This window comes from Vibrio hannami (assembly GCF_029589055.1).
GTDB classification, from domain to species: Bacteria; Pseudomonadota; Gammaproteobacteria; order Enterobacterales; family Vibrionaceae; genus Vibrio; species Vibrio hannami.
In genome coordinates this window covers 958,055-979,799 of record NZ_JARQZP010000003.1, presented here as the reverse complement: position 1 = coordinate 979,799, position 21,745 = coordinate 958,055, and the positions used below count along the sequence as shown (strand labels likewise).

17 protein-coding genes are annotated in these 21,745 nt (G+C 44.1%); 9 read left to right on the top strand and 8 right to left on the bottom strand.

Going from position 1 to position 21,745, the window contains the following annotated elements:
• Positions 1-47: 47 nt before the first annotated feature.
• The 7 genes from P7F88_RS06155 to P7F88_RS06125 all read right to left on the bottom strand — a co-directional run bounded on the left by P7F88_RS06155 (position 48) and on the right by P7F88_RS06125 (position 7,020).
• Positions 48-383 (bottom strand): fructose PTS transporter subunit IIB, encoded by a 336-nt coding sequence (locus P7F88_RS06155; protein WP_277822861.1) that lies wholly within the window; start codon positions 381-383, stop codon positions 48-50.
• A 124-nt stretch (positions 384-507) separates the two neighbouring features.
• On the bottom strand, positions 508-1,185 hold the full coding sequence (locus tag P7F88_RS06150) for a fructose-6-phosphate aldolase (RefSeq protein ID WP_277822859.1): 678 nt from the start codon (positions 1,183-1,185) through the stop codon (positions 508-510).
• Between the two features lie 28 nt (positions 1,186-1,213).
• On the bottom strand, positions 1,214-2,125 hold the full coding sequence (locus P7F88_RS06145) for an SDR family oxidoreductase (protein WP_277822857.1): 912 nt from the start codon (positions 2,123-2,125) through the stop codon (positions 1,214-1,216).
• The gene (locus P7F88_RS06140) at positions 2,109-2,990 is read right to left on the bottom strand and encodes a [formate-C-acetyltransferase]-activating enzyme (RefSeq protein ID WP_277822855.1); all 882 of its coding nucleotides are present in this window, start codon (positions 2,988-2,990) and stop codon (positions 2,109-2,111) included. Before P7F88_RS06140 ends, P7F88_RS06145 begins: the two co-directional genes overlap by 17 nt.
• Positions 2,980-5,280, bottom strand: coding sequence for a formate C-acetyltransferase (locus P7F88_RS06135; protein WP_277822853.1), 2,301 nt, complete (start codon positions 5,278-5,280; stop codon positions 2,980-2,982). Before P7F88_RS06135 ends, P7F88_RS06140 begins: the two co-directional genes overlap by 11 nt.
• A 241-nt stretch (positions 5,281-5,521) precedes the next feature.
• Positions 5,522-5,839 (bottom strand): PTS fructose-like transporter subunit IIB, encoded by a 318-nt coding sequence (locus P7F88_RS06130; RefSeq protein WP_277822851.1) that lies wholly within the window; start codon positions 5,837-5,839, stop codon positions 5,522-5,524.
• A gap of 107 nt (positions 5,840-5,946) precedes the next feature.
• Positions 5,947-7,020, bottom strand: coding sequence for a PTS fructose transporter subunit EIIC (locus P7F88_RS06125; RefSeq protein ID WP_277822849.1), 1,074 nt, complete (start codon positions 7,018-7,020; stop codon positions 5,947-5,949).
• Between the two features lie 556 nt (positions 7,021-7,576).
• On the opposite strand from P7F88_RS06125, the gene ptsP reads away from it, so the two are divergent.
• Together ptsP and P7F88_RS06115 are read left to right on the top strand one after the other, a co-directional pair.
• Positions 7,577-10,081: a phosphoenolpyruvate--protein phosphotransferase gene (ptsP, locus tag P7F88_RS06120; RefSeq protein ID WP_277822847.1), complete on the top strand. Its 2,505-nt coding sequence runs from the start codon at positions 7,577-7,579 to the stop codon at positions 10,079-10,081.
• Positions 10,082-10,218: 137 nt separating this feature from the next.
• Positions 10,219-10,683 carry a heme-degrading domain-containing protein gene (locus P7F88_RS06115; protein WP_277822845.1) on the top strand — a complete coding sequence of 155 codons (465 nt, stop codon included), beginning with the start codon at positions 10,219-10,221 and terminating at the stop codon, positions 10,681-10,683.
• Positions 10,684-10,753: 70 nt separating this feature from the next.
• Here the strand turns inward: P7F88_RS06115 and P7F88_RS06110 are convergent, their stop codons facing one another.
• Entirely contained in the window at positions 10,754-11,503 is a 750-nt protein-coding gene (locus tag P7F88_RS06110; protein ID WP_277822843.1) for a LuxR family transcriptional regulator, read from the bottom strand.
• 500 nt (positions 11,504-12,003) lie between these two features.
• Between P7F88_RS06110 and P7F88_RS06105 the strand changes: the two genes are divergently transcribed.
• The 7 genes from P7F88_RS06105 (at position 12,004) to P7F88_RS06075 (ending at position 21,366) form a co-directional block, all read left to right on the top strand.
• A complete protein-coding gene (locus P7F88_RS06105; RefSeq protein ID WP_277822842.1) occupies positions 12,004-12,849 on the top strand; it encodes a histidinol-phosphatase in 846 nt (281 codons plus the stop codon).
• A gap of 43 nt (positions 12,850-12,892) precedes the next feature.
• Entirely contained in the window at positions 12,893-13,756 is an 864-nt protein-coding gene (locus P7F88_RS06100; RefSeq protein ID WP_277822840.1) for a tetratricopeptide repeat protein, read from the top strand.
• 167 nt (positions 13,757-13,923) lie between these two features.
• Entirely contained in the window at positions 13,924-15,441 is a 1,518-nt protein-coding gene (zwf, locus tag P7F88_RS06095; RefSeq protein WP_277822838.1) for a glucose-6-phosphate dehydrogenase, read from the top strand.
• Between the two features lie 4 nt (positions 15,442-15,445).
• Positions 15,446-16,159, top strand: coding sequence for a 6-phosphogluconolactonase (gene pgl, locus P7F88_RS06090; RefSeq protein ID WP_277822836.1), 714 nt, complete (start codon positions 15,446-15,448; stop codon positions 16,157-16,159).
• A 10-nt stretch (positions 16,160-16,169) separates the two neighbouring features.
• A complete protein-coding gene (gnd, locus tag P7F88_RS06085; protein ID WP_277822834.1) occupies positions 16,170-17,618 on the top strand; it encodes a decarboxylating NADP(+)-dependent phosphogluconate dehydrogenase in 1,449 nt (482 codons plus the stop codon).
• A gap of 119 nt (positions 17,619-17,737) precedes the next feature.
• On the top strand, positions 17,738-19,801 hold the full coding sequence (nadE, locus tag P7F88_RS06080; protein ID WP_277822832.1) for an NAD(+) synthase: 2,064 nt from the start codon (positions 17,738-17,740) through the stop codon (positions 19,799-19,801).
• 395 nt (positions 19,802-20,196) lie between these two features.
• Positions 20,197-21,366 (top strand): carbohydrate porin, encoded by a 1,170-nt coding sequence (locus P7F88_RS06075; RefSeq protein ID WP_277822830.1) that lies wholly within the window; start codon positions 20,197-20,199, stop codon positions 21,364-21,366.
• Positions 21,367-21,745: the final 379 nt, after the last annotated feature.

Here is a 21,745-nt window from a genome sequence, read left to right as displayed (position 1 = left end):
CGCGGAAGTTTAGAGGGGGGCATATATTGAAGTTGCCCCCAAGCAGGTTATACCTCTATTACCGTTTTAGGTGGTGAGTTATATACACGGTCTAATAAGTCGAATATCTCTTGAGGGTGTCTTAAAAAGGTGGAGATATTTGCTTTTATCTGTCTGGTATTCTCAAAGCGTTCGATACCTTCGATATTGATATCGGCAACGATTATGGCTACGTCAGCCTGTTCAATTTGCTCAGAATTCAGACCGTTTTCCAGCCCCAATGCTCCCTGAGTTTCAACCACGATTTTTATACCGTGTTTATTGCAATATTTTTCGATTGCTTCTGCCGCCATATAGGTATGTGCGACACCACTTATACATGCTGTAACTGCGACTATATTCATTTGAACCAAAATAAAATAGAGATATACCAAACAGTATATCTCTATTCTGACTATTAATGCTTTTATAAGAGAAAAAAATCAGTCTAATTAGTCACTTTGTGCGCTATGGCGCGTTAAGTGTTGGTTAAAGTACATCCAGAACGTTGGTTCCTTCACCATATACAGATTCCCAGTCAGATACGAAGCCAGCAACGCCTGAATCTGTTAGTGGGTGAACCAGTAGTTGGTCGAACACATCCGCAGCAATCGTCGCTGACTGAACACCTGCTTTTGCGATTTCATGTACTTGCTGAACATTTTTAAATGAAGCCGCCAGTACTTTAGCATCAAGACCATATACATCGATAAGGTGTGCAATTTCTGCCGCTACCTGAGTACCGTCAGCACAGATGTTATCAAGACGGTTAACGTAAGGTGCCAGGTATTCCGCGCCTGCTTTTGCAGCCATAAGCGCTTGCTGAGGAGTAAGAATCGCAGTTGCTGTGATAGGGATGTTTTTCTCTGTCAGCAGTTTCATTGCTTTGATGCCCTGCGGTGTCACAGGTACTTTAATGTATAGCTCCGGGTCGATCTTGCGCAGAGCTTCTGCTTCTTCAACCATCACCTCAGCCGTTTTACCCATTACCTGAACATGAAGCAGGCGATCTGGGCCAATTAGCTCACGAATGCTCAGAATGATCTCTTTCAGCGGCTTCTTCTCTTTTGCCACGATAGATGGGTTAGTTGTTACACCCGCAAGAGGGTATAGGTCTACTGCTTTTTTAATGGATTCCAGGTCTGCTGTATCTAGGAAGTAAATCATGTTGTCTCTCCAAAATTCTATAAATCGATTATTTCTTAAAGCCAAATTCTTTAAGGCATTTTGTGATAGCGGCTTTACTGTCGGTAAAGACAATTCCCTGTTGTGCCAGCTTAGAGGTATCTAGTCGTACATCTCGAGTTTTTGGTGCTTCAGTTGATTCCAGCACTTCACCCCAGCGGACTTCCTGATCCATCTCAGTAAGAATGTGCTTTGCAATATCAAAGCGGCTGTCTGGGTTGTGCGCGCCAGTGTGGTACGTTCCGTAAGGGATCTCGAAAATGTTCTCAAACTGATCGATAAGCTCGTGAATGTAGGTTAGTCCGCGGAACTCGTTGGTGCGCTCTTGCATTTTTTCACCACTCATCAGCGCCTGAAGGGTGTTCCATACCACGTTCGGATTGATGCTGGTGTTGCGCTCTGGTAGACCGAACATCCAGGTAAAGCGTAGAATCCACATCTCTTCAAGAATGCTCTTAAGTTCATGTTCCGCTTCCAGTTTGTTCTGACCATATACGGTATCTGGATTTGGTGTGTGCTCTTCAGAATATGGACCAGACTCTTCATTACCATTAAAGATCTGCTCAGTACTGATAAATACCAGCTTAGAGCCTTGTTCTTTACAGGCGTTTGCAACGTTGATTGCACCCTGAACGTTCACTTTGTGTGCTACTTGCGGGTGTTTGTTGCAGAAATCTGTTACGGCAATAGCTGCTGCGTGAATAACATAGTCCGGTTTTACCTCCGCAAACATTTTATTAACCTGGTCTGCGTCAGTGATATCAAGCTGCTCTACATCTGTAGGAGTGATATCGAACTTGTTCTGGTATTTGTTGATAAAGCGAGTGCCGAAAAAGCCATTAGCACCAGTAATCAGAATTCTTTTTTCATCATAGTTCTCCTGTTTGTCATCGCTATCTGGTTCACTAACCGCCAATGACAACCTTATAACCCTGAGCTTCGATATGCCGTTTCACCGAAGCTACTTCATCTTTTGTTGGAACGGTTACGTCTTTAAATTCGTAGTCCATCTCCAGCGTGTCGTATTTACTTGCGCCATACTGGTGGAAAGGCAGAATATGAACCTCTTTTAAACCGAATGGTTTGATGAAATTCATTACCTTGTAGACATTTTCCATATCCAGTGTGTAGCCAGGAATCAGTGGCAGACGAGGAATAACATTTACACCGTTTTCAACCAGTTTGGTAAACCCTTCGAGAACTCTCTCCAGATTGATACCGATAACTTCTTTTGCCTGCTCTTCATCCATTATTTTGAAGTCAAACAGCACTTCGTCACACAGCTCGCCAATACGGAGTAGCTGAGTGGTACTGCCCTGACCAGATGTTTCCACAGCGGTCTGGTAACCAAGCGCTTTTAACTTTTTCAAAAGCTCGATGATAAATGGTGCCTGAGACAACACTTCTCCTCCTGAGAGGGTAATGCCACCACCAGATGTGCGATAAAACACTTCGTCTTTGGCTATCTCTTTCAGTACCTCGTCCATGGTCATATCATGGCCGACCACTTCAACCGCGCCGCTTGGACATTCATCCACATCCATATCGCAGGTATCACAATGGATACATTTGGCTTCACGCTTGATGGTGTGTGGCTTGTGTGAACGAGATTCCGGGTTCGCACACCACGGGCATTTCAAAGGACAACCTTTGAAAAACACGACTGTTCTGATGCCTTCACCATCGTTTAGCGAATAACGCTGAATGTTAAAGACATGTCCTGTGGAAGAGGCGTTACCCGCCTCGTCCAGCTGAACAATATCAATTTGATTGCTATTACAGTTCATGAGCAGTTCTTCGGATAATGTCGTCCTGAATCTCCTTCGATAGCTCAACGAAGAAGGCACTGTATCCTGCTACTCGTACTACCAGACCAGCGTAGTCTTCTGGTTTTTCCTGTGCTTTACGCAGTGTATCTGCATTCAGTACGTTGAACTGGATATGTTGCAACTTCAGCTTCATAAACGCTCTTAGGAAGTCTCCCAGCTTAGAAAGGCCTTGAGCGCCTTCCAGGGTTGAAGGAGTAAACTTCACATTTAGCAGACTTCCGTTTGATAGTAGGTAGTTATCCAGCTTCGATACCGATTTAAGTACCGCTGTTGGACCCTGATGGTCTTTACCCAGCATTGGAGATAAACCGCCATCTGCCAGCTGCTCGCCAGACAAGCGACCGTCAGGGGTAGCTCCTACAACAGCACCTAAAGGAACGTGGGCCGATACTGTGTAGGAGCCTGGGGTAAACTTGCCGCCGCGTGGGTTGTCGTATTCTTCAACTTCTTTACAGAACAGACGAAGTAGGTCAGATCCGATAGAGTCAACCTCATCGATGTCGTTGCCGTACTTCTCATACTTGTTCATCAGGCGAGCACGTACTTTGTTGCCGTCTTCTGCTTCAAAGTTGCTGTCCAGCATCTCGATGAACTCAGCGAATGTTGCTCGTTTCTCTTCAAACACAAAGCGTTTCAGAGCGTGCAGTGAATCTGAAAGGTTCGCGATACCAATGCCCTGTACACCAGAGAAGTTATAACGGCCACCACCATAGGTAATGTCTTTTCCGTTGTCGATACAGTCGCTGATAAACGAAGAGAGTAGGGGAACCGGAGCCCAGTCACGGTGGCCGATATCGCAAATGTTTGAACCTTCTGCCATTAGTTTTACGTAATGACGGATGTCATCGCGTATCTCTTCAACCAGCTGGTCGTAGGTAACCTCTGCATTGTTCTGGTTACGCTTAAGAACCAGCTCCATTACTTTAAGCAGGTTGAACATGGCGATGTCATGCAGGCCATAGGTTTTGCCCGGAATAGATAGCTCTACACAACCAACCACTGAGTAGTCACGCGCATCTTCCAGTGAAACTCCACGGTTCAGGAATGCCGGAACGACGACTTCATCATTGAAGATCTGAGGGATACCAGTACCCAGGCGAATAGTCTCTGCCGTTTTCATCATGAACTCGCGGTCCATAAATTCGTTTACGCGTACACCAAGGTTTGGCTGAGGTAACTGCACACTCTGGTAAGCGTCCAGGCAAAGTGTAGACAGCTTGTTTACAGCGCTCTGGCCTGTTTCAGTCAGGCCACCCAGCAAGATGGTGTAACCAGTCGGGAAGCCTGCGAAAAACTTAGCACTGCCTGAAGAGCGAAGCAGAACGATGTCGTTTGTTTTGATCCATAAGCTTTCAAGATATTCTTTCAGGAATGCAGGATCTTCACCTTGTTCGATAGACTGGTTATAGAAAGGCATCATGTACTGGTCGAATCGACCCAGTGACAGTGAACTAGCGTTTGACTCGTACTGCAGGATGATGTTCATGTACCAGAATAGCTGACACGCTTCGATAAAGCCTTGTGGTTTCTCGGTTGCGATTTTTTCTGATACCGATGCGATGATTTCAAGCTCGATACGGCGGGTTTCATCATCGCAGTTCGCTGCCATCTCTTTAGCAAGCGCTTCGTATCGGCGGATATGACGTACAGAAGCATGAAGCAGGATCAGTACTGACTGATAGAATTCGTTTTCTGGCTGAGAAACAGTAAGCGTTTCCAGCTCATCGATAAGTGCGCCAAGGCCATTGTCCAACAAGCGGTCGAAGTCGATGATGATGTGTCCCTGACCTTTGTCGGTTTGGTTAACACTAAAGATTTTCTGACCAACAGCGTCTTTGATTTCCGCAGGGATCTGGCTGTTGATGAAGTCTTTCATAGAGCGTTCCGACCAGTAAGTCAGAAGCTCTTCGCGGTATACTTTTTTGTCTTCTTCTGAGATGTAGAATTTGTCTTGTGGACGTGATTCAAAGATATCCAGCTCTTTTTCAATCCAGTATGGGTCCATCTCAGGGGATACGATACCCGCACGAGGTATTACTGTACGGTTGCCAGCTACTAATTCATCTTCACGGATAGATATTGCAACGTTATCCAGGATATGAGCGGTTGCTTTTGCACGGCGGATTAGCGTGTGTTCGCCTTCAGTTTGCTTATGACTTTCGGTGTATAGCAGCGCTCGTTCTAGTGATATTTCTCTTTTGGCTGCAAATAGTGCCGATTTTAGTCTTTCGATTCTGGCTGTGCTCATCACAAGCTCCATTTCTATGTTATTCGGTTTATCAGGTTTGTTGAGTTTTATTGTTCTTTATTCTCTTTTTTCTCGTTCCCACGTTCCAGCGTGGTAATGAAGAAAATTCTCGCTCCACGCTCCCTTGTCTTCTCGTTCCCACGCTCTGCGTGGTAATGAATATGGAGGGTAGGGTAGTGTGCGTAGCTGTTTTTTGTTCGGTATGCGTTCCCACGCAGAGCATGGGAACGAGGGATGTTGTTTAAGCAGTTGCCAGGTGAGCTTCGATTTTATCCATTACTGCAGCTGCACGTTTTACTGCGTCGCTAACACCAATGCGTACAACCATTTTGCCTTCAAAGCGTTCCTGGTTCTTGATGTCGATATCTTTAGTCAGGATAACTACGTCTGCCGCGGCTACTTGCTCTGCAGTCAGTTCGTTTTCAATACCGATAGACCCCTGAGTTTCTACATCGCAGTTCCAGCCTTTTGCTTTTGCTGCTGCTTCGATTGCTTCTGCTGCCATGTAAGTATGTGCAACACCTGATGGACATGCTGTTACTGCTACTACGTTAGTCATAATACTCTCCAGAAATATAGATTTAGTTATTTGGTTGGGTGACCTGCCGTGCCTGTAAATGACGGGCCATCCGTTTGTTCGTTAAAGATTCGGTTTACAAAAAGTGATTAACCGATAGTAATGTCCAGGTCGATATCGTCAGAAGACTCTTCTTTTGGTGCTTCTACTTTGCGACGAGCTTTAAGAAAGTTAACCATTAGTGCTGTCACTACAGAACCAACCGCTAGTGCAATCAGGAAGCCAACGCGACCTTCAACTACAGGTAGTACAATCAGACCACCCCATGCAGCGAAACATTTAACACCTAGTAGAGCCGCTGTTACTGCACCACAAGCTGTACCAATCATGATTGAAGGAAGTACGCGTAGTGGATCTGCTGCTGCGAATGGGATTGCACCTTCAGTGATACCCATAGTACCCATTAGGATTGATGCACGACCTGCTTCTTGCTCGTCAGCACCGTATAGCTTTTTGTTAAGGAATGTAGCCAGACCCATACCAACAGAAGGTGTTGCTACTGCTACTGCTGAGATACCTGCAACGTTGTAGATGCCTTCACCAACACAAAGGATAACGAATGCGTAAGCTACCTTGTTTACCGGACCACCCATATCGAATGCGATCATTAGACCCATGATGATAGCCAGAACAACGATGCTTGAATCCTGCATACTTTTCAGGAATTCAGTAAGCGCTGCTGTACCTGCACCGATAGGCTCACCGATACCCCAAACAATTGCACCAGCAGTGATGAACGTACCAACAATAGGGATAACGAAAATTGGCATGATGGAACGTGCAAATGAAGGTACTTTTATCTTCTTAAGGTAGAAGACAACGATACCACCCAGCAGACCCGCGAAGATCGCTCCGAAGAAGCCAGTGTTGTACATGTTTGCGCCGATGAAAGCTGCGATTGCTGAAGGAGCAAGAGCAGAGCGGTCCGCGATAGAGTAACCAATGTAAGCTGCAAGAATTGGTACCATCAACTGGAAGCCTGCAACACCGATAAAGAATAGATCGTGTAACCAGGTTCCTTCTGCTGGTACGGCACCTTCACCGTATAGCATTACAGAAGCTGCGAGTAAGATACCACCTGCAACCACAAATGGGATCATGTGAGAAACACCAGTCATAAGGTGTTGTCTTGTGTTTTTCAGTATGGAAATGATGTCATTCATAATACTGTCCTTAGAGCACAAAGTTATTATTAAAAGTTTAGTTAATTAAAACAGTTCACGTTTACTCGCTGCGCAGCGTTTGTAATCCTTTTACTTTCCGAATGAAATACACTTCATCCGGGTTGTGTCCATAATATAGTGAGTAAATGTGCTGCTTAGTTAGAGGACAAAACATCTATTTACTGGAATATTGTAAGATCTAATCAAGAAGGTGATCCATGACACATAATTATGCGAATACTTAAAATTTAACACCAATACGTATTTTATTGCTTTAAATACAATATGTTGTAGTTATAGATTTGATATTTAACAACTATTAAACATGATATTTGTCACAAATTTGGTAGTATTTTTGAGCGTGATCACACTTGGTTTTCTATCTAACAAATGTCCAGTAAATCGAAGGAATGTCCAATAGTGGCAATCGAGAGGAAGTTCTATTGTGTATAAAAAGCGAATCAACGCTCTGACAGAGAATCAAACATCTGATATAGATAACCCATTCTAAGTATGTGCAGAGCGAACAAGATAAACTGTTCTGAGGTCAGAATTTATGAAAACTTTCTCATTTTCCTGCGAGCTTCCAAATGGTGTTCATGCTCGCCCTGCTAGTCATGTAGAAGCTCTGTGTAATGAGTTTGATGCTGAAATTAAATGGCAGAATGAGCGTACCGGCATTTCCGCAAACGCAAAAAGCGTACTTTCTCTTATTGGTACGGACACTTTATTAGGCGACAAATGCCTAATCACCATTGAAGGTGAAGACGAAGAGACAGCATTCGAAAAAATCAAAAGCTTTATCAGCAATGAATTTCCACATTGTGATTCTCCATTAGAAACAAATGAAGAAGAAGCTGGCGAGTTTGTTACTCTGCCAAGAAACTTTACAAACCTTGAAGTGCCAGTTGTTCATGGTAATGCTGTAAGCGCAGGGTTTGGGTTTGGTCAACTACTGCGTGTTGGTGCTATCAACTTCGATACCCTGACCGATCTTCCTGAAAAACGTGATCTGGACACAGAGAAAGCCGCTCTTGATCTTGGTGTTAAGCAGTTAGCTAAAGCGTTTGAGCTACAACTAAAAACGGCTAATCATACTGAAGCTGAAGTAGTAAACGCCCATTTCTCTATTGTTAAAGATGCAGAATTCAAACAAACACTGGAAAGCAACCTGGTTGAAGGTCGTAGCGCAGCGGATGCGGTTATCGCAACAGCAAAACACTTTGGTGAGCAGCTACAAAAATCCGCTTCCGCTTATATGCGTGAGCGTGAACTGGATATCCGCGATGTGTGCTTCCAGCTTCTGCAGAGCATCTATGGTGAAGAAAAATTCTCAAATCAGCTTAACCTAAGCGAGCCAACTATCTGTATTGCAGATGACCTGACACCAAGTCAGTTCCTTGAGCTGGATAAGAGCCTTCTTAAGGGTCTTGTGCTGACTCATGGCGGCAGTACTTCTCACACCGTTATTCTTGCCCGCTCTTTTGCTATTCCAACGCTTGTTGGAATTGATGAAAGTAAGCTTTCATCATTTATCGACTCTGAAGTACTGATCGACGGTAGCCTTGGTTTGGTTGCAACAGAGATTAACGAACCGCTACGCCGTTACTACGAACAAGAGCAGCGCGTTGCAGATACCATTAAACAGCGTCAAAGCCAGTTTAAAGATCAGAACGGTATGACTGCGGATGGTAAAGCACTTGAAGTTGCAGCAAACATCGCGCATTCCGTTGAAGCAAAAGCTGCGTTTGGTAATGGTGCCGAGGCTATCGGTCTGTTCCGTACAGAAATGCTGTATATGGACAGAACATCAGCGCCAGATGAAGATGAGCTGTACAACATCTTCTGTCAGGCGCTTGATGCGGCTGAAGGTAAATCTATCATTATCCGAACCATTGATATCGGTGGTGACAAGCCTGTCGATTATCTGAATATCCCGGCTGAGAACAACCCATTCCTGGGCTACCGTGCTGTTCGTATCTACGAAGAGTTTATCGGTATGTTCAAGATTCAGCTTCGCTCTATCTTGCGTGCATCGGCTCACGGCTCACTTAAAATTATGATCCCTATGATCTCGTCTATGGAAGAAATCCTATGGGTAAAAGACATTCTTTCTGAAGTACGTAAAGAGCTACGCGCAGAGCAGATTCCTTTTGATGAGAAGATCCCTCTGGGCATCATGATGGAAGTACCGTCGGTTGCATTTATCATCGACCAGTGCTGTGAAGAGATTGACTTCTTCAGTATTGGTAGTAACGACCTGACTCAGTACCTGATGGCCGTTGATCGTGACAACTCGAAAGTGACTAAGCACTACAATAGCCTGAACCCTGCATTCCTGCGAACTCTGGACCATGTGGTTCGTGAAGTACACCGTCACGGTAAGTGGATTGGCCTATGTGGTGAACTGGGGGCGAAAGGTTCGGTTCTTCCTCTGTTAGTTGGCCTTGGGCTGGATGAAATCAGTATGAGTGCACCAAGCATTCCGGCAACCAAAGAGCGTATCGCTAAGCTGGACAGCCGTGAGTGTCGCCAGCTACTGAACAAAGCGATGGATTGTCGTACTCCGCTTGAAGTTGAACATCTACTTGCGCAGTTCCGTATGCAGCAGTCCGATGCACCGCTTATTTCTCAGGATTGCATTACGCTGGATAACGACCTGCGCACCAAAGAAGAGGTGATTAAGACACTTTCTGACAACTTGTTCCTGGCAGGACGTTGTCGCTACCCAACTAAGTTGGCAGACGATTTATGGGCTCGTGAAGATGTATTCTCAACGGGTCTGGGTTTTGGCTTCGCGATTCCTCATACAAAGAGCGAACACATTGAACAATCGACCATCAGTGTGTCTCGTTTAGCGAAGCCTATTCAGTGGGGAGACGAAGAAGCTCAGTTTGTGATTATGCTTACGCTCAACAAGCATGCTGCTGGTGATCAGCATATGAAGATCTTCTCTAAACTTGCGCGTCGCATCATGCACGAAGAGTTCCGGCAGAGTCTGATGAACGCCGCATCAACAGAAGAGATCGAGAATAAGCTGAAAGCTGAATTAGAGCTATAAGTGATTAGGTGAATACCTAATTTATAAACGGGAAAATACTCTCCTCGGAGACCTTTGGCGGTGTATAGAAATATCACCGCCCTTTTTTGTTTATGCATTCCAACGCAGAGCGTTGGAACGAGAAAGAGAGATAAATAATGAAAGAACTACTAAACGAAATCCTGGAGCAAGAAAAACGGCTTCAATTTAATCAGTTTTCACACGAAATAGCGTGGGATCTTGGCTGTGCACTAAAGAAGGCGGCAGAAGAAAAAGGGGCTAGTGTTGCCATCGATATATCGATGAATGGCCTATGCATCTTCAGCTACGCGATGTCGGGTACAAGAATCGACAATGTCGAGTGGATTCGTCGTAAGAGAAATGTGGTTAACCGTTACCAGAACAGTTCCTGGTATATTGGCAACTACTATAAAAATAAGGGCGTATCGATAGCGGAAGGTTCGCTGGTGGACGGAAAAGAGTTCGCTGCGTTTGGCGGAAGCTTCCCACTGGCAGTAAAGAACGTAGGGATAATCGGTACGATTACCGTATCAGGTCTACCGCAAAAAGAAGATCACCAATTAATTGTGGACGTTTTAGAAAACTTTCTTAAAAACCAATAAAGACTCAAATGACTAACCAAACGGATATCGACCCTCAGTATCCGTTTGGCAAAATGATTTCAGAGCTGAGCTAGCTTTTATTTCGGTTTGCCGACGGATGCACATATCCATGAAGTACCGCTTTAGAGATGGCTTGATAACGATTTACTACGCCTAGCTTTTTGGTGGCGTTGTTTAAATGAAAGTAGACGGTTCGTTCACTGCAACCGAGGATATAACCTATTTCCCAGGTGGTTTTTCCTTCAGCCGCCCAATATATAACATCCCTTTCCCGGGAAGTTAACTTCTTCTCCTCACGTTTTAGCAGGCTATTTTCAATCTCGATTAATTTTGAAAAAGCGATAGGTGCCACTGCCTGGGAAACCAATAATATTTCGGTTAGTTCGCTTTTATTAAATGAATCATAATCCCTATCAGAGGCGAGACTAAATATACCCAATTCGCTCTTGTTTCCGTGAACTGGCACGCTTAAACCAGAAATTAGTCCATAGGACTTCGCTTTTTTAAAAAATGCCTTTTCTTGCCTGGAACTATATTTTTCCTCCAGCTCATTCCAAATCACAGCCCTGGTGCTGGAATAGCAGTGATTGACTGTTGGGTCGAGTTCGACGTAGTTGTTTTCGTCGTACAGCTGTCGCCACTTCACCGGGTAATTACTGAAAATAGCGGTATGACTGCGAGAAAAAGAGATCGGAATTGAGATACCAAAAAGGTAATAGGTTAGGTTGCAGTGTTCGGCTACCGCTCTCAGAACCTGTTCGACGTCGTTGGCGTTTAAAGATTTATGCAATGTCTCTGCATATTTAACCATGTTACGCATCAGTGAAATTTGCTCGATTCATGCAATAACCCCAACTACTGTTGTAAAAAATCTGACAAGTTAACAATTATGAGCATAGTTCAATATAGGAGTTTTATTGAATAATTAGCCGAATGGGTGATGTCGATGCCATTCTTCATGAGTAAAAGGTGCTAAAGTTTGAGAGGTTGCTTCAAAAGAGTATTAACACTAACTGTCAACCTGTCATTTACTACAGGTTGCAGTATATCGAATGAATCCTAGTATTAAATGCGAGGCTACTGAGAGTTTTATTAGAAAGCTCTAACTTAATGACAACTCATAACAACGTCGTAATAAACACAAAATATAATGCTAGGTGGTTCTCACGCTAGTGACCTCTTTTGAAAGAGGTCACTAGCGTAATTTTCTTTAATTGAATAAGAAGAAACTTATCAAGTATTTAAATTATTAGGTGATAACAGAGCTAGATTCGGTTTTAATAGAGCTTACTTAAGCATATTGTTTTATGGAAAGCCCTGATGTTATTGACCAACTATCATACTCATTGCCATTTCTGTGATGGCAAAGGAAGCCCGGATGAAATGTTAGCTCGAGCTCGTGAGCTAGGATTTAAAGCGATAGGCTTCAGTTCACATGCTCCACTACCTTTTGAAAACGATTTTACCCTTCAGCAGGAACGTGTTCCTGAGTATGTTCAGACTATCAGCAACATGAAAAATAATCTTGATGATATTGAGGTATACCTAGGGCTGGAAATCGACTTTATGGAAGGCTTGATGTATCCGGCACAAGAAAAGTGGGATGAGCTGGAGCTAGATTACAAAATTGGGTCAGTCCATGCGCTTGCTCCACCTGACGAACAGTATCCCATGTTAAGTGTTGATGGTCCGGATGAAGAGCTGGATGCTCTGATAAATCAGGTATACAACGGCGATGTTCGAGCAATGATCGAGACTTACTATCAACGTATTTCCGATCTCTGTAATCAAGGAGGCTTCGACATACTTGGACATTACGATCTGATAAAGAAGCATAATCTGAGAAAGCAATTCTTTGATGAATCAGCCCCCTGGTATAAAGATGTTGCGGTATCAACCCTAGATGACGTTGCAAAAGCTGGTGTAATAATGGAAGTAAACTTTGGTGGCATGCTGCGCGGGGCAACAGACGATGTCTACCCGCCGTTCTGGTTGATAGAGGAAGCTTTTAAAAAAGGTATTCCGATGCAGATAAACGCGGATGCTCACGCGCCGAAACACCTTGGTGTGCATCATGAGTATTGCCGTGATCTACTGGTGAAGGCTGGCTATAAAACTCAGCGAGTACTGTTAGAAGGGAAGTGGCAGGATATTCCTCTTGCATGAAATGGATATGAGCAATATCTTATGGGGATAATTTAAGCTGATAATGGTTACAGGTGTGTTCAGAAAATTCAGCCTTTTACTTATCTCTATACTTCTTTCGTTTTCTGTTTTTTCTGCAGAAAAATACTCCGAGTCGGACTTGCTCGATAGGCCTCTCATGGAGCGCTATATCATGGATGAACTCAAAGCGCTAAGACACGATCAACAGGATTTGGAACGCAGGCTAACGATTGAGATGACAGATCGAGAGCTGGAAGTGGCCGACAAATCTCTGAACTACGCCAATGTCACGGTTACCTACTTTTTCTATATTATCGCTGGTGTGGCCTCATTAGTGGCTCTTATTGGCTGGCAGTCTCTGAAAGAAATTAAGCAGAACACCAAAGAGATGGCTGATGCTCGTTTGGACAAAATAGCCAAAGAGTACGAGAAAAAGTTCCTTGCGCTGGAACGAGACCTTAAACGTAAAACCAGAATTATCTCTGAAAACAACCGTGAAATCGAAATCATCAACGAAGTCCACAACCTCTGGTTACGAGCGCAAAATGCTCAGACCGCAGAACAGAAAATCGAAATTTGTGATGAAATTCTTAAGATTCGCCCTGGTGATTTGGAAGCACTAACCTATAAAGCTGATGCCGCAATGGAGATCCGTGAGTACCACTGGGCAATGAGCATTTGTAACCGGGTGCTTGAGGTTGATGACTCAAACGCACATGCGCTTTACCAAAGGGCTTGTGCATACTCTCGCCTTGGTGCTGAAGAGCAGGCGATATACGACCTTCAACGCTCTATTGAAGCGAGTGCTTCTATTCGTGAACTGGCAGCGGACGAGCCTGACTTTGAGCTTCTTCGAGGTAACCCTAAGTTCGAATCCATGATCGAAATGGTGGAGAATAATAGTTAGATAGCAGCTATCGAAATGATAGATACTCGCTATTATTCCGATTGCACACACTCTGGTACTATTGTTGTCCAATTTGCACAAGTGAATTGTGTCGATTTTTATTGACAAATGTTACCGGTAACCTAAAGTGTAACGGTTCGGGTTTAGTGGTTGAATATGAGACTATTATGGAAAATGCAGAAAGCACGGTCAGACCGGAAAACAACGCTATTGTCATCTTTGGCGCGTCTGGTGATCTGACCCACCGAAAACTTATCCCCGCTTTTTATCATCTATTTGCCGACGGCATGTTGCCGGAAGGCTTCGCGATTCTGGGCGTGAGTCGTACGAAATTCAGTGATGATGAGTTCAGAGTGAAACTGAAACAGTCACTGGTTGAAAATGAAAAAACAGATGAATCAACGGTCGAGAAATTTTTCGAGCATGTTTACTATCAGGCGCTAAATACGTCTGACAAGCAAGAATACGGCTTGCTGAAGGAGAGACTTGACCATATCAAGTCAGCTCACAACACCAATGGTAATACGGTTTACTACCTATCTACACCTCCTAGCCTGTATGGGGTGATTCCTGAGTGTCTTGCTGCTCATGGGCTTAACGAAGAGAGCGATGGCTGGAAAAACCTGATTGTAGAGAAGCCATTTGGCTACGATTTACAATCTGCTATCGACCTGGATAAAAAATTGCATGACAGCTTCCAGGAGCACCAAATCTATCGTATTGACCACTATCTAGGTAAAGAGACGGTTCAAAACCTATTGGTTCTGCGTTTCTCGAACGCGATGTTTGAACCTTTGTGGAATCGCAACTACATCGACCATGTGGAGATCACTAACTCCGAGTTCCTTGGGGTAGAAGAGCGAGGCGGCTATTACGATGGCTCAGGCGCTTTGCGCGATATGTTCCAGAACCACCTTCTCCAGGTATTGGCAATGGTAGCGATGGAGCCGCCGTCAGTCATAAACGCGGATTCTATGCGTGATGAGGCCGTTAAGGTTATGCAGTGCTTCCGTCCGCTGTCTGACGACGATCTGAAGAACAACCTTGTGCTTGGTCAGTATACGGCTTCTATGGTCCGCGGAGAACCACTGCCAGGCTATCGCGAAGAGAATGGTGTTGCTGATGATTCGCGTACTGAAACCTATGTCGGTATGAAGATGTTTATTGATAACTGGCGCTGGAATGGTGTTCCTTTCTATGTTCGCACAGGTAAACGTCTACCTACACGAGTGACCGAAGTTGTTATTCACTTCAAAAACACACCACACCCTGTTTTTGGTGTTAACGCGCCGGAAAACAAACTTATTATTCGAATTCAGCCTGATGAAGGCATTCTTCTGAGCTTTGGTCTGAAAAAGCCTGGTGCTGGTTTCGAGGCTCAGGAAGTTTCTATGGATTTCCATTACCAGGATCTTCAGGAAACCAACATGCTAACAGCATACGAAAGACTGTTGCTTGATTGCATGAAATCGGATGCGACCCTTTTTGCTCGAACAGATGCGGTAAGGGCATGTTGGGAGTTCGTTCAGCCGATTCTCGATTTCAAAGACAAGTGTGAACACCTATATGGTTATGCGGCGGGTACGTGGGGACCAAAAGAAGCCGACCAGCTTTTGAAAAGTGATGGTCGCGACTGGCGTTTCCCATGTAAGAACCTGACTGTAACGGATTATTGTGAGCTTTAATTAAATGAATTATCAATTATTTGAAACACCTGAAAAGGTGGTTGAATCCCTGGCTGGCACAATGCTTGAGTTAAGTAAGCATGGACGACCTGTTCATATTTCTCTGTCAGGGGGAAGTACACCAAAGCTACTGTTTAAAACTTTAGCACAGGCTCCGCACAGCAAAGATATTGAGTGGAAAAACCTTCACTTCTGGTGGGGTGACGAGCGTTGTGTCGCTCCTGATGACTCAGAAAGCAACTATGGCGAAGCGAATGAGTTGCTGTTCAAAAACATTGCTCTGCCAGAGGGGAACATTCATCGAATTCGTGGTGAAGCCGATCCTGAGAAAGAAGTGCTACGTTTTGCACAAGAAATGGAACTGGTTATCCCGCCTAAAAATGGTATGCCGGTATTTGACTGGATTCTTCTGGGGATGGGTACGGATGGCCATACAGCGTCACTTTTCCCGAATAAGACAAACTTCCGCGACCCTGAGCTTTCAATTATTGCGAAGCATCCTGAAAGTGGGCAGCTACGCATCTCAAAAACCGCAAAGCTTATAGAAAACGCAGACAGGATTACTTACCTAGTTCTTGGTGAGAGCAAGGCAGAAGTACTAAAAGAGATTCAAGATACGCCGGCAGAACAACTTCCTTACCCGGCGGCAAAAATTCAATCCACTTACGGTCAAACTGAGTGGTATTTAGATTCACAAGCAGCAAAATTGCTGGCTTAAGGAGATAAGAATGAAAGGTGATATCGGTGTAATCGGTTTGGCGGTAATGGGTCAAAACCTGATTTTAAATATGAACGACAACGGCTTTAAAGTGGTGGCGTTCAACCGTACAGTTTCTAAAGTAGAAGAGTTCCTTGAGGGACCTGCAAAAGGTACTAATATCATTGGTGCTACATCAATGGAAGACCTGGTTTCAAAGCTTGAGTCTCCACGCAAAGTGATGCTGATGGTTCGTGCTGGTGATGTAGTTGATCACTTTATTGATGCATTGGTTCCTCTGCTGGACAAAGGTGACATCATCATTGATGGCGGTAACTCAAACTACCCGGACACCAACCGCCGTGTAGCAGCGTTAGAAGAGAAAGGTATTCACTACATCGGTACTGGTGTATCCGGTGGTGAAGAAGGCGCGCGTTTTGGTCCGTCTATCATGCCAGGTGGTTCTCCAGAAGCGTGGCCTCATGTTAAGCCAATTTTCCAGGCGATTTCAGCAAAAACTGACGCTGGTGAAGCGTGCTGTGACTGGGTAGGTAAAGACGGTTCTGGTCACTTCGTTAAGATGGTACACAACGGTATCGAATACGGTGATATGCAGCTTATCAGCGAAGCTTACCACTTTATGAAAGAAGGCCTTGAGCTTTCTCATGATGAAATGCAAGCGATTTTTGAAGAGTGGAAATCAACAGAGCTGGACAGCTACCTGATTGATATCACTACAGATATTCTGGGTTACAAAGATGAAGATGGCGAGCCGCTAGTTGAGAAGATCATGGATACTGCTGGTCAGAAGGGCACTGGTAAGTGGACTGGTATCAACGCGCTGGATCTTGGTATACCTCTAACCCTTATCACTGAATCTGTGTTTGCTCGTTGTTTATCTTCTCTGAAAGAGCAACGTATTGATGCAGAAAAAGAATTTGGTCACATGATTGCTAAAGTTGACGGTGATAAGAAAGAGTGGGTTGAAGCAGTACGTCAGGCACTGCTTGCTTCGAAGATTATCTCTTACGCTCAGGGCTTTATGCTGATTCGTGAAGCGTCTGAAGAGAATGGTTGGGCACTAAACTACGGTAACGTGGCGCTAATGTGGCGTGGTGGTTGTATTATCCGCAGCGCATTCCTTGGCAATATCCGTGATGCATACGATAACAACCCGGATATCCAGTTCCTTGGCTCAGATCCATACTTTAAAGAGATCCTGCTTAATGCGATGCCAGCATGGCGTAAAGTTGCATCTAAAGCGATGGAAATCGGTCTGCCAATGCCAACTATGACATCGGCGCTAACTTTCCTTGATGGTTACACTACTTCTCGTCTGCCTGCAAATATGCTTCAGGCTCAGCGTGACTATTTTGGTGCGCACACATACGAGCGTGTTGATCAGCCTCGCGGCCAGTTCTTCCATACAAACTGGACAGGAACAGGCGGTGATACAGCATCAACCACCTATGATGTTTAAAAATTAAGCTATTATTAAAAAGGCTTGCCATTGGCAAGCCTTTTTTTGTTGGCTAATACCTAATGAAATAGCATACTTAGCACAACTCATTGAATCGCACATTTTAAGTAGAACAGTTTATGAAAAAAGTTGTCGTTAGTGTTGCCAGTTTAAACCAGACTCCTGGATTGCTGGCACAAAACCGGGCCAATATTTTAAAAGCCAGTCAGTTAGCACAAAAGGCTGGAGCAAGCTTACTGGTTACACCTGAGCTTTCGCTTTCAGGTTATGGCCTGGAGGACTATTTTCATTCTCCAAAGATGATAGAGAACTGCTTTACTCATTTGCTTAAATTAGCAGAAGAGTTGCCTGAAGATCTGGTGGTGACGGTTGGTGTGCCTTACCTGTTTAGTGGTCGTCTGTACAACGCTGCAGCGGTTCTTCTGAATGGTAGAATTCAGGGGCTAACCTTTAAGAAAAACCTTGCTTCAAATGGTATTCATTACGAACAGCGTTGGTTTACTCAGTGGCAATCCAATGAAGTGTTCCGTGACAGACCTGCTGGGTTTGACTATGAAATTCCGGTTGGTACTCCAATCTTTGATATATCTGGTCTGCGTTTTGGTATCGAAATCTGTGAAGATGGATGGGTATCGAACCGCGTTGCATCACACTACTTTAACTGTGGCGTCGATATTATTGCTAATCCAAGTGCCAGTCATTTTGCCATTGGAAAATTTGCGACTCGTCAACGTCTGGTGCAGGACTCTAGCCGTGCGCATGGCGTAACTTACCTTTACTGTAACCTAAACGGCTGTGAATCGGGCAGGGCTGTCTATGACGGTGGTTGTTTAATCTGCTCTGATGGCGAAGTTGTTAATCAGGGCGAACGATTCCACTTTACCGATGTAGAGATAACCACATCGGCGATTACAAACAACCTGAGTCGCATCAGTAAATTCACAGCGAGTCAGCGCTATTCAGAAATGCCGACGGACACAAGTGAAATTGTAGTACCGGTACGATTCAAAAACGATCCGGTTAAAGATACTAACCAGTACACGGCAGAGAAACGACCTCAGCCTCTGCTAGATACGCCTAAAAACCGTATTCTTACCTGGGAATCTAGCGAAAACCTGGAACATGAAGAAGCAGTGCGTGCTATTGCCCTTGGCTTGCGTGACTGGTCTAAGAAGACGTTTACGGGAGGTTACGCGCTTTCATTAAGTGGTGGTGCAGATTCAGCCTTGGTTTCGGTGCTTTGCTACCTTTCTATGCACTATGAGATTTCAGAATTTAAGCGTAAAGGTATCGATCTTGCTCAAAGTTACTTTAACCGCTTTGTTGATGATATCGCTTCAGCAGATGCTCACGATATCATGAAAAAATACCTGACAACCGGTTATCAGCCAAGCCGTAACAGTGGCAGTGTCACACGTACAGCAGCGTATGAGCTAGCTCGCTCGCTAGGCGCGGATCACTATATTTTCGAGGTAGGTGATATCGTTGAAGCTTATGAAAATGAGCTAAGTAAAAACATGGGTATCAAGTTTAACTGGGAAGAGCATGATATCTTCAAGCAGAACATTCAGGCTCGTACCCGTTCACCTATGATTTGGGGTGTGGCTAACGTTAAGAACGCGCTGTTGCTTACCACCAGTAACCTTTCTGAAGCTAGTGTTGGCTACGTAACTCAGGATGGTGATAGTTCTGGTGTTCTGGCACCTATAAGTGGTGTAACGAAGTCTCGGGTGCTACGTATTTTGCAGTGGCTGGAAACTGATGGAACTACGGTAAGTCATGAAGATTCAAGTGCACCATTCAAGTTTGAAAAGCTTTCCTATATCAATGAGCAGCGCCCTACGGCAGAGCTACGCCCAGTTGAGCAGACTGATGAAGACGACTTGATGCCATTTAGCTTGCTAGACAAAATCATCGAACTGCATATCCAGCAAAATCACTCTCCAGTAGAGATCTTTGAAGAGTTGATTTGCCTGAACAAAGACAAATCAGAAAGTTATCTGGCAGAGTGCATTGTTAAGTATTTCCGTTTCTTCCATCGAAACCAGTGGAAACGTGACAGACAAGCACCAGGATTTCATATCGAGATAAACTCGCTGGATCCGAAAACTTATAAGCGAATGCCGTTACTTGGTACTGGTTTCCATGGCGAGTTAGAATTACTTCAGAAATATATTAACTAGACATTAAATATGCAGTAAATATATATATGCCGTGTTGTTTATATTTATAATCTATGTTTTAAATTTACAAAATCCTGAAAGCTTTCATTATTATGAAAGCTTTCATCTTATTTAGCTAAAAATAATTAATTTAGTCATCTCGATATATCCTTCCACCGTCATTTTTTATGAAATGAAACCGATTTCATCTTCTCTTGTATCAAGTTCTTTGTTTTTTATCTTATTGATCTTAATAAGATAGTTTAAAGTTTTCTTACTGACGTAAAGATCATTAAATTTCATAACACTACCTTCGAAATACTCTCGTGACCAGTCTCGAGTATTTCAGCTGTTTCAATTTATAAACTTTTCATCGCTAAAGGATAAAGCTTTATAAATTAAACATAGGTATAAATATGAAAAAGAATACTCTACTACCTCTTTCTATTGCAGTGGCAGCCGCTGTTTCGTCTCCGATGACGCTTGCTGATGATAGCCTGACTTTCTCCGGTTACGCGCGTTATGGTATGGCTTACCAAAGCGGAGACTCAGAACTTGTTGATGTTGACGGGCAGTTAAACGCCAGATCCGTTGGTCGTTTAGGTAACGAATATAACGGCGGTGAGTTCCAGTTATCTAAGGGATTTGAAGGGCCAAATGGAACAGAGTGGGATGTTGTGGTAATGCTTAACCACTGGAATGCGACTGACTGGGGATCTGCTGGTGACGTAGACTTAGTCAAGGCATACGCAGCGGGCAAAAACATTTTTAAATCTCAGCCTGATATGGTGGTGTGGGCCGGTCGTGATTTCCATCAGCGTCCACAAACAGGGCTGAATGACTATTTCTGGATGTCTCATGACAGCCAGGGTGGTGGTTTCAAAAACCTTAACCTAGGTGGAGCGAAGTTAGACTTTGCAGCTGTAGGACAGGTTGCTAACGGTGACTCAGGTTCTCTTGGTGATGATAGTGGCAAATATGCAATTACCTCTAAACTGCACGACATTGCCTTGGGTGAATCAGCTAGCCTTAATTTATATGCAAACTACGGCTTCGCATCAGAAGCAGCGAAAGGAGAAGCATACGAAGATACAGCTGCTTATCAGTTAGCAGGTGAACTAAACTTCTCCGGCCAACGTTTTATACTGCGATATTCCGACAATGCTCAAAACGCCGTGTTTGATTTAGCTGAGGGTAGAACTGCATTATTGGCGAGCTTTGACGGTAGCACTTCTCTTAGTGAACGCGCTGCAGTGGAATACTTGGCAGCATATCAGAAGCTTGAAGAGGACTCAGATAGTTCAGAAGACAGAGCCAACTACAATGTTATCGTACGTCCGACATACTCATGGAATGACATTCACTCAACCTGGGTTGAAGCTGGGTATTCGGTTGTAGATTATGACAATGACGATAAAAACTCCGCCTGGAAGGTGACTTTCTCTCAAAACATGTCCATTGGTAAAGAAACATGGGATCGCCCAATGCTTCGTTTCTACGCAACAGTTGGTGAAGCTGATAATAAGACAGCGGACACTAAAGTAGATACCTTCACAGTTGGCGCTATGTGGGAAGCATGGTGGTAATTCCCGAGGTCTTACGACCTAAATCTATCCTGTTTTTTCATATAAGGGGCTGGATATTCCGAGGGCAGATCTAATCTGAGTATCCACATTAACTCCTAAACTTTTGGGGCGATTTATTCGCCCCTTTTTCGTTATCCTACGTATCAATATTTCCTCTCTTTAACAGTTTCAACTCATGAAACAAATAGCATTCTTAGCCATTTATCTTAGTTACTCATGATAAGGTATTGAAACATAACTTATTTTTTTATGGTGCTCTTTTTATGCTCCATGAAACTGTTTCATGGGGTGGTAGTTTCATGTAGGCGCTTTCAAGCTTTTGCAGCACGTTTTTCCATTCTTAAATTCAGTGTGACTGGTGTCACAATTTGTGGGTGAG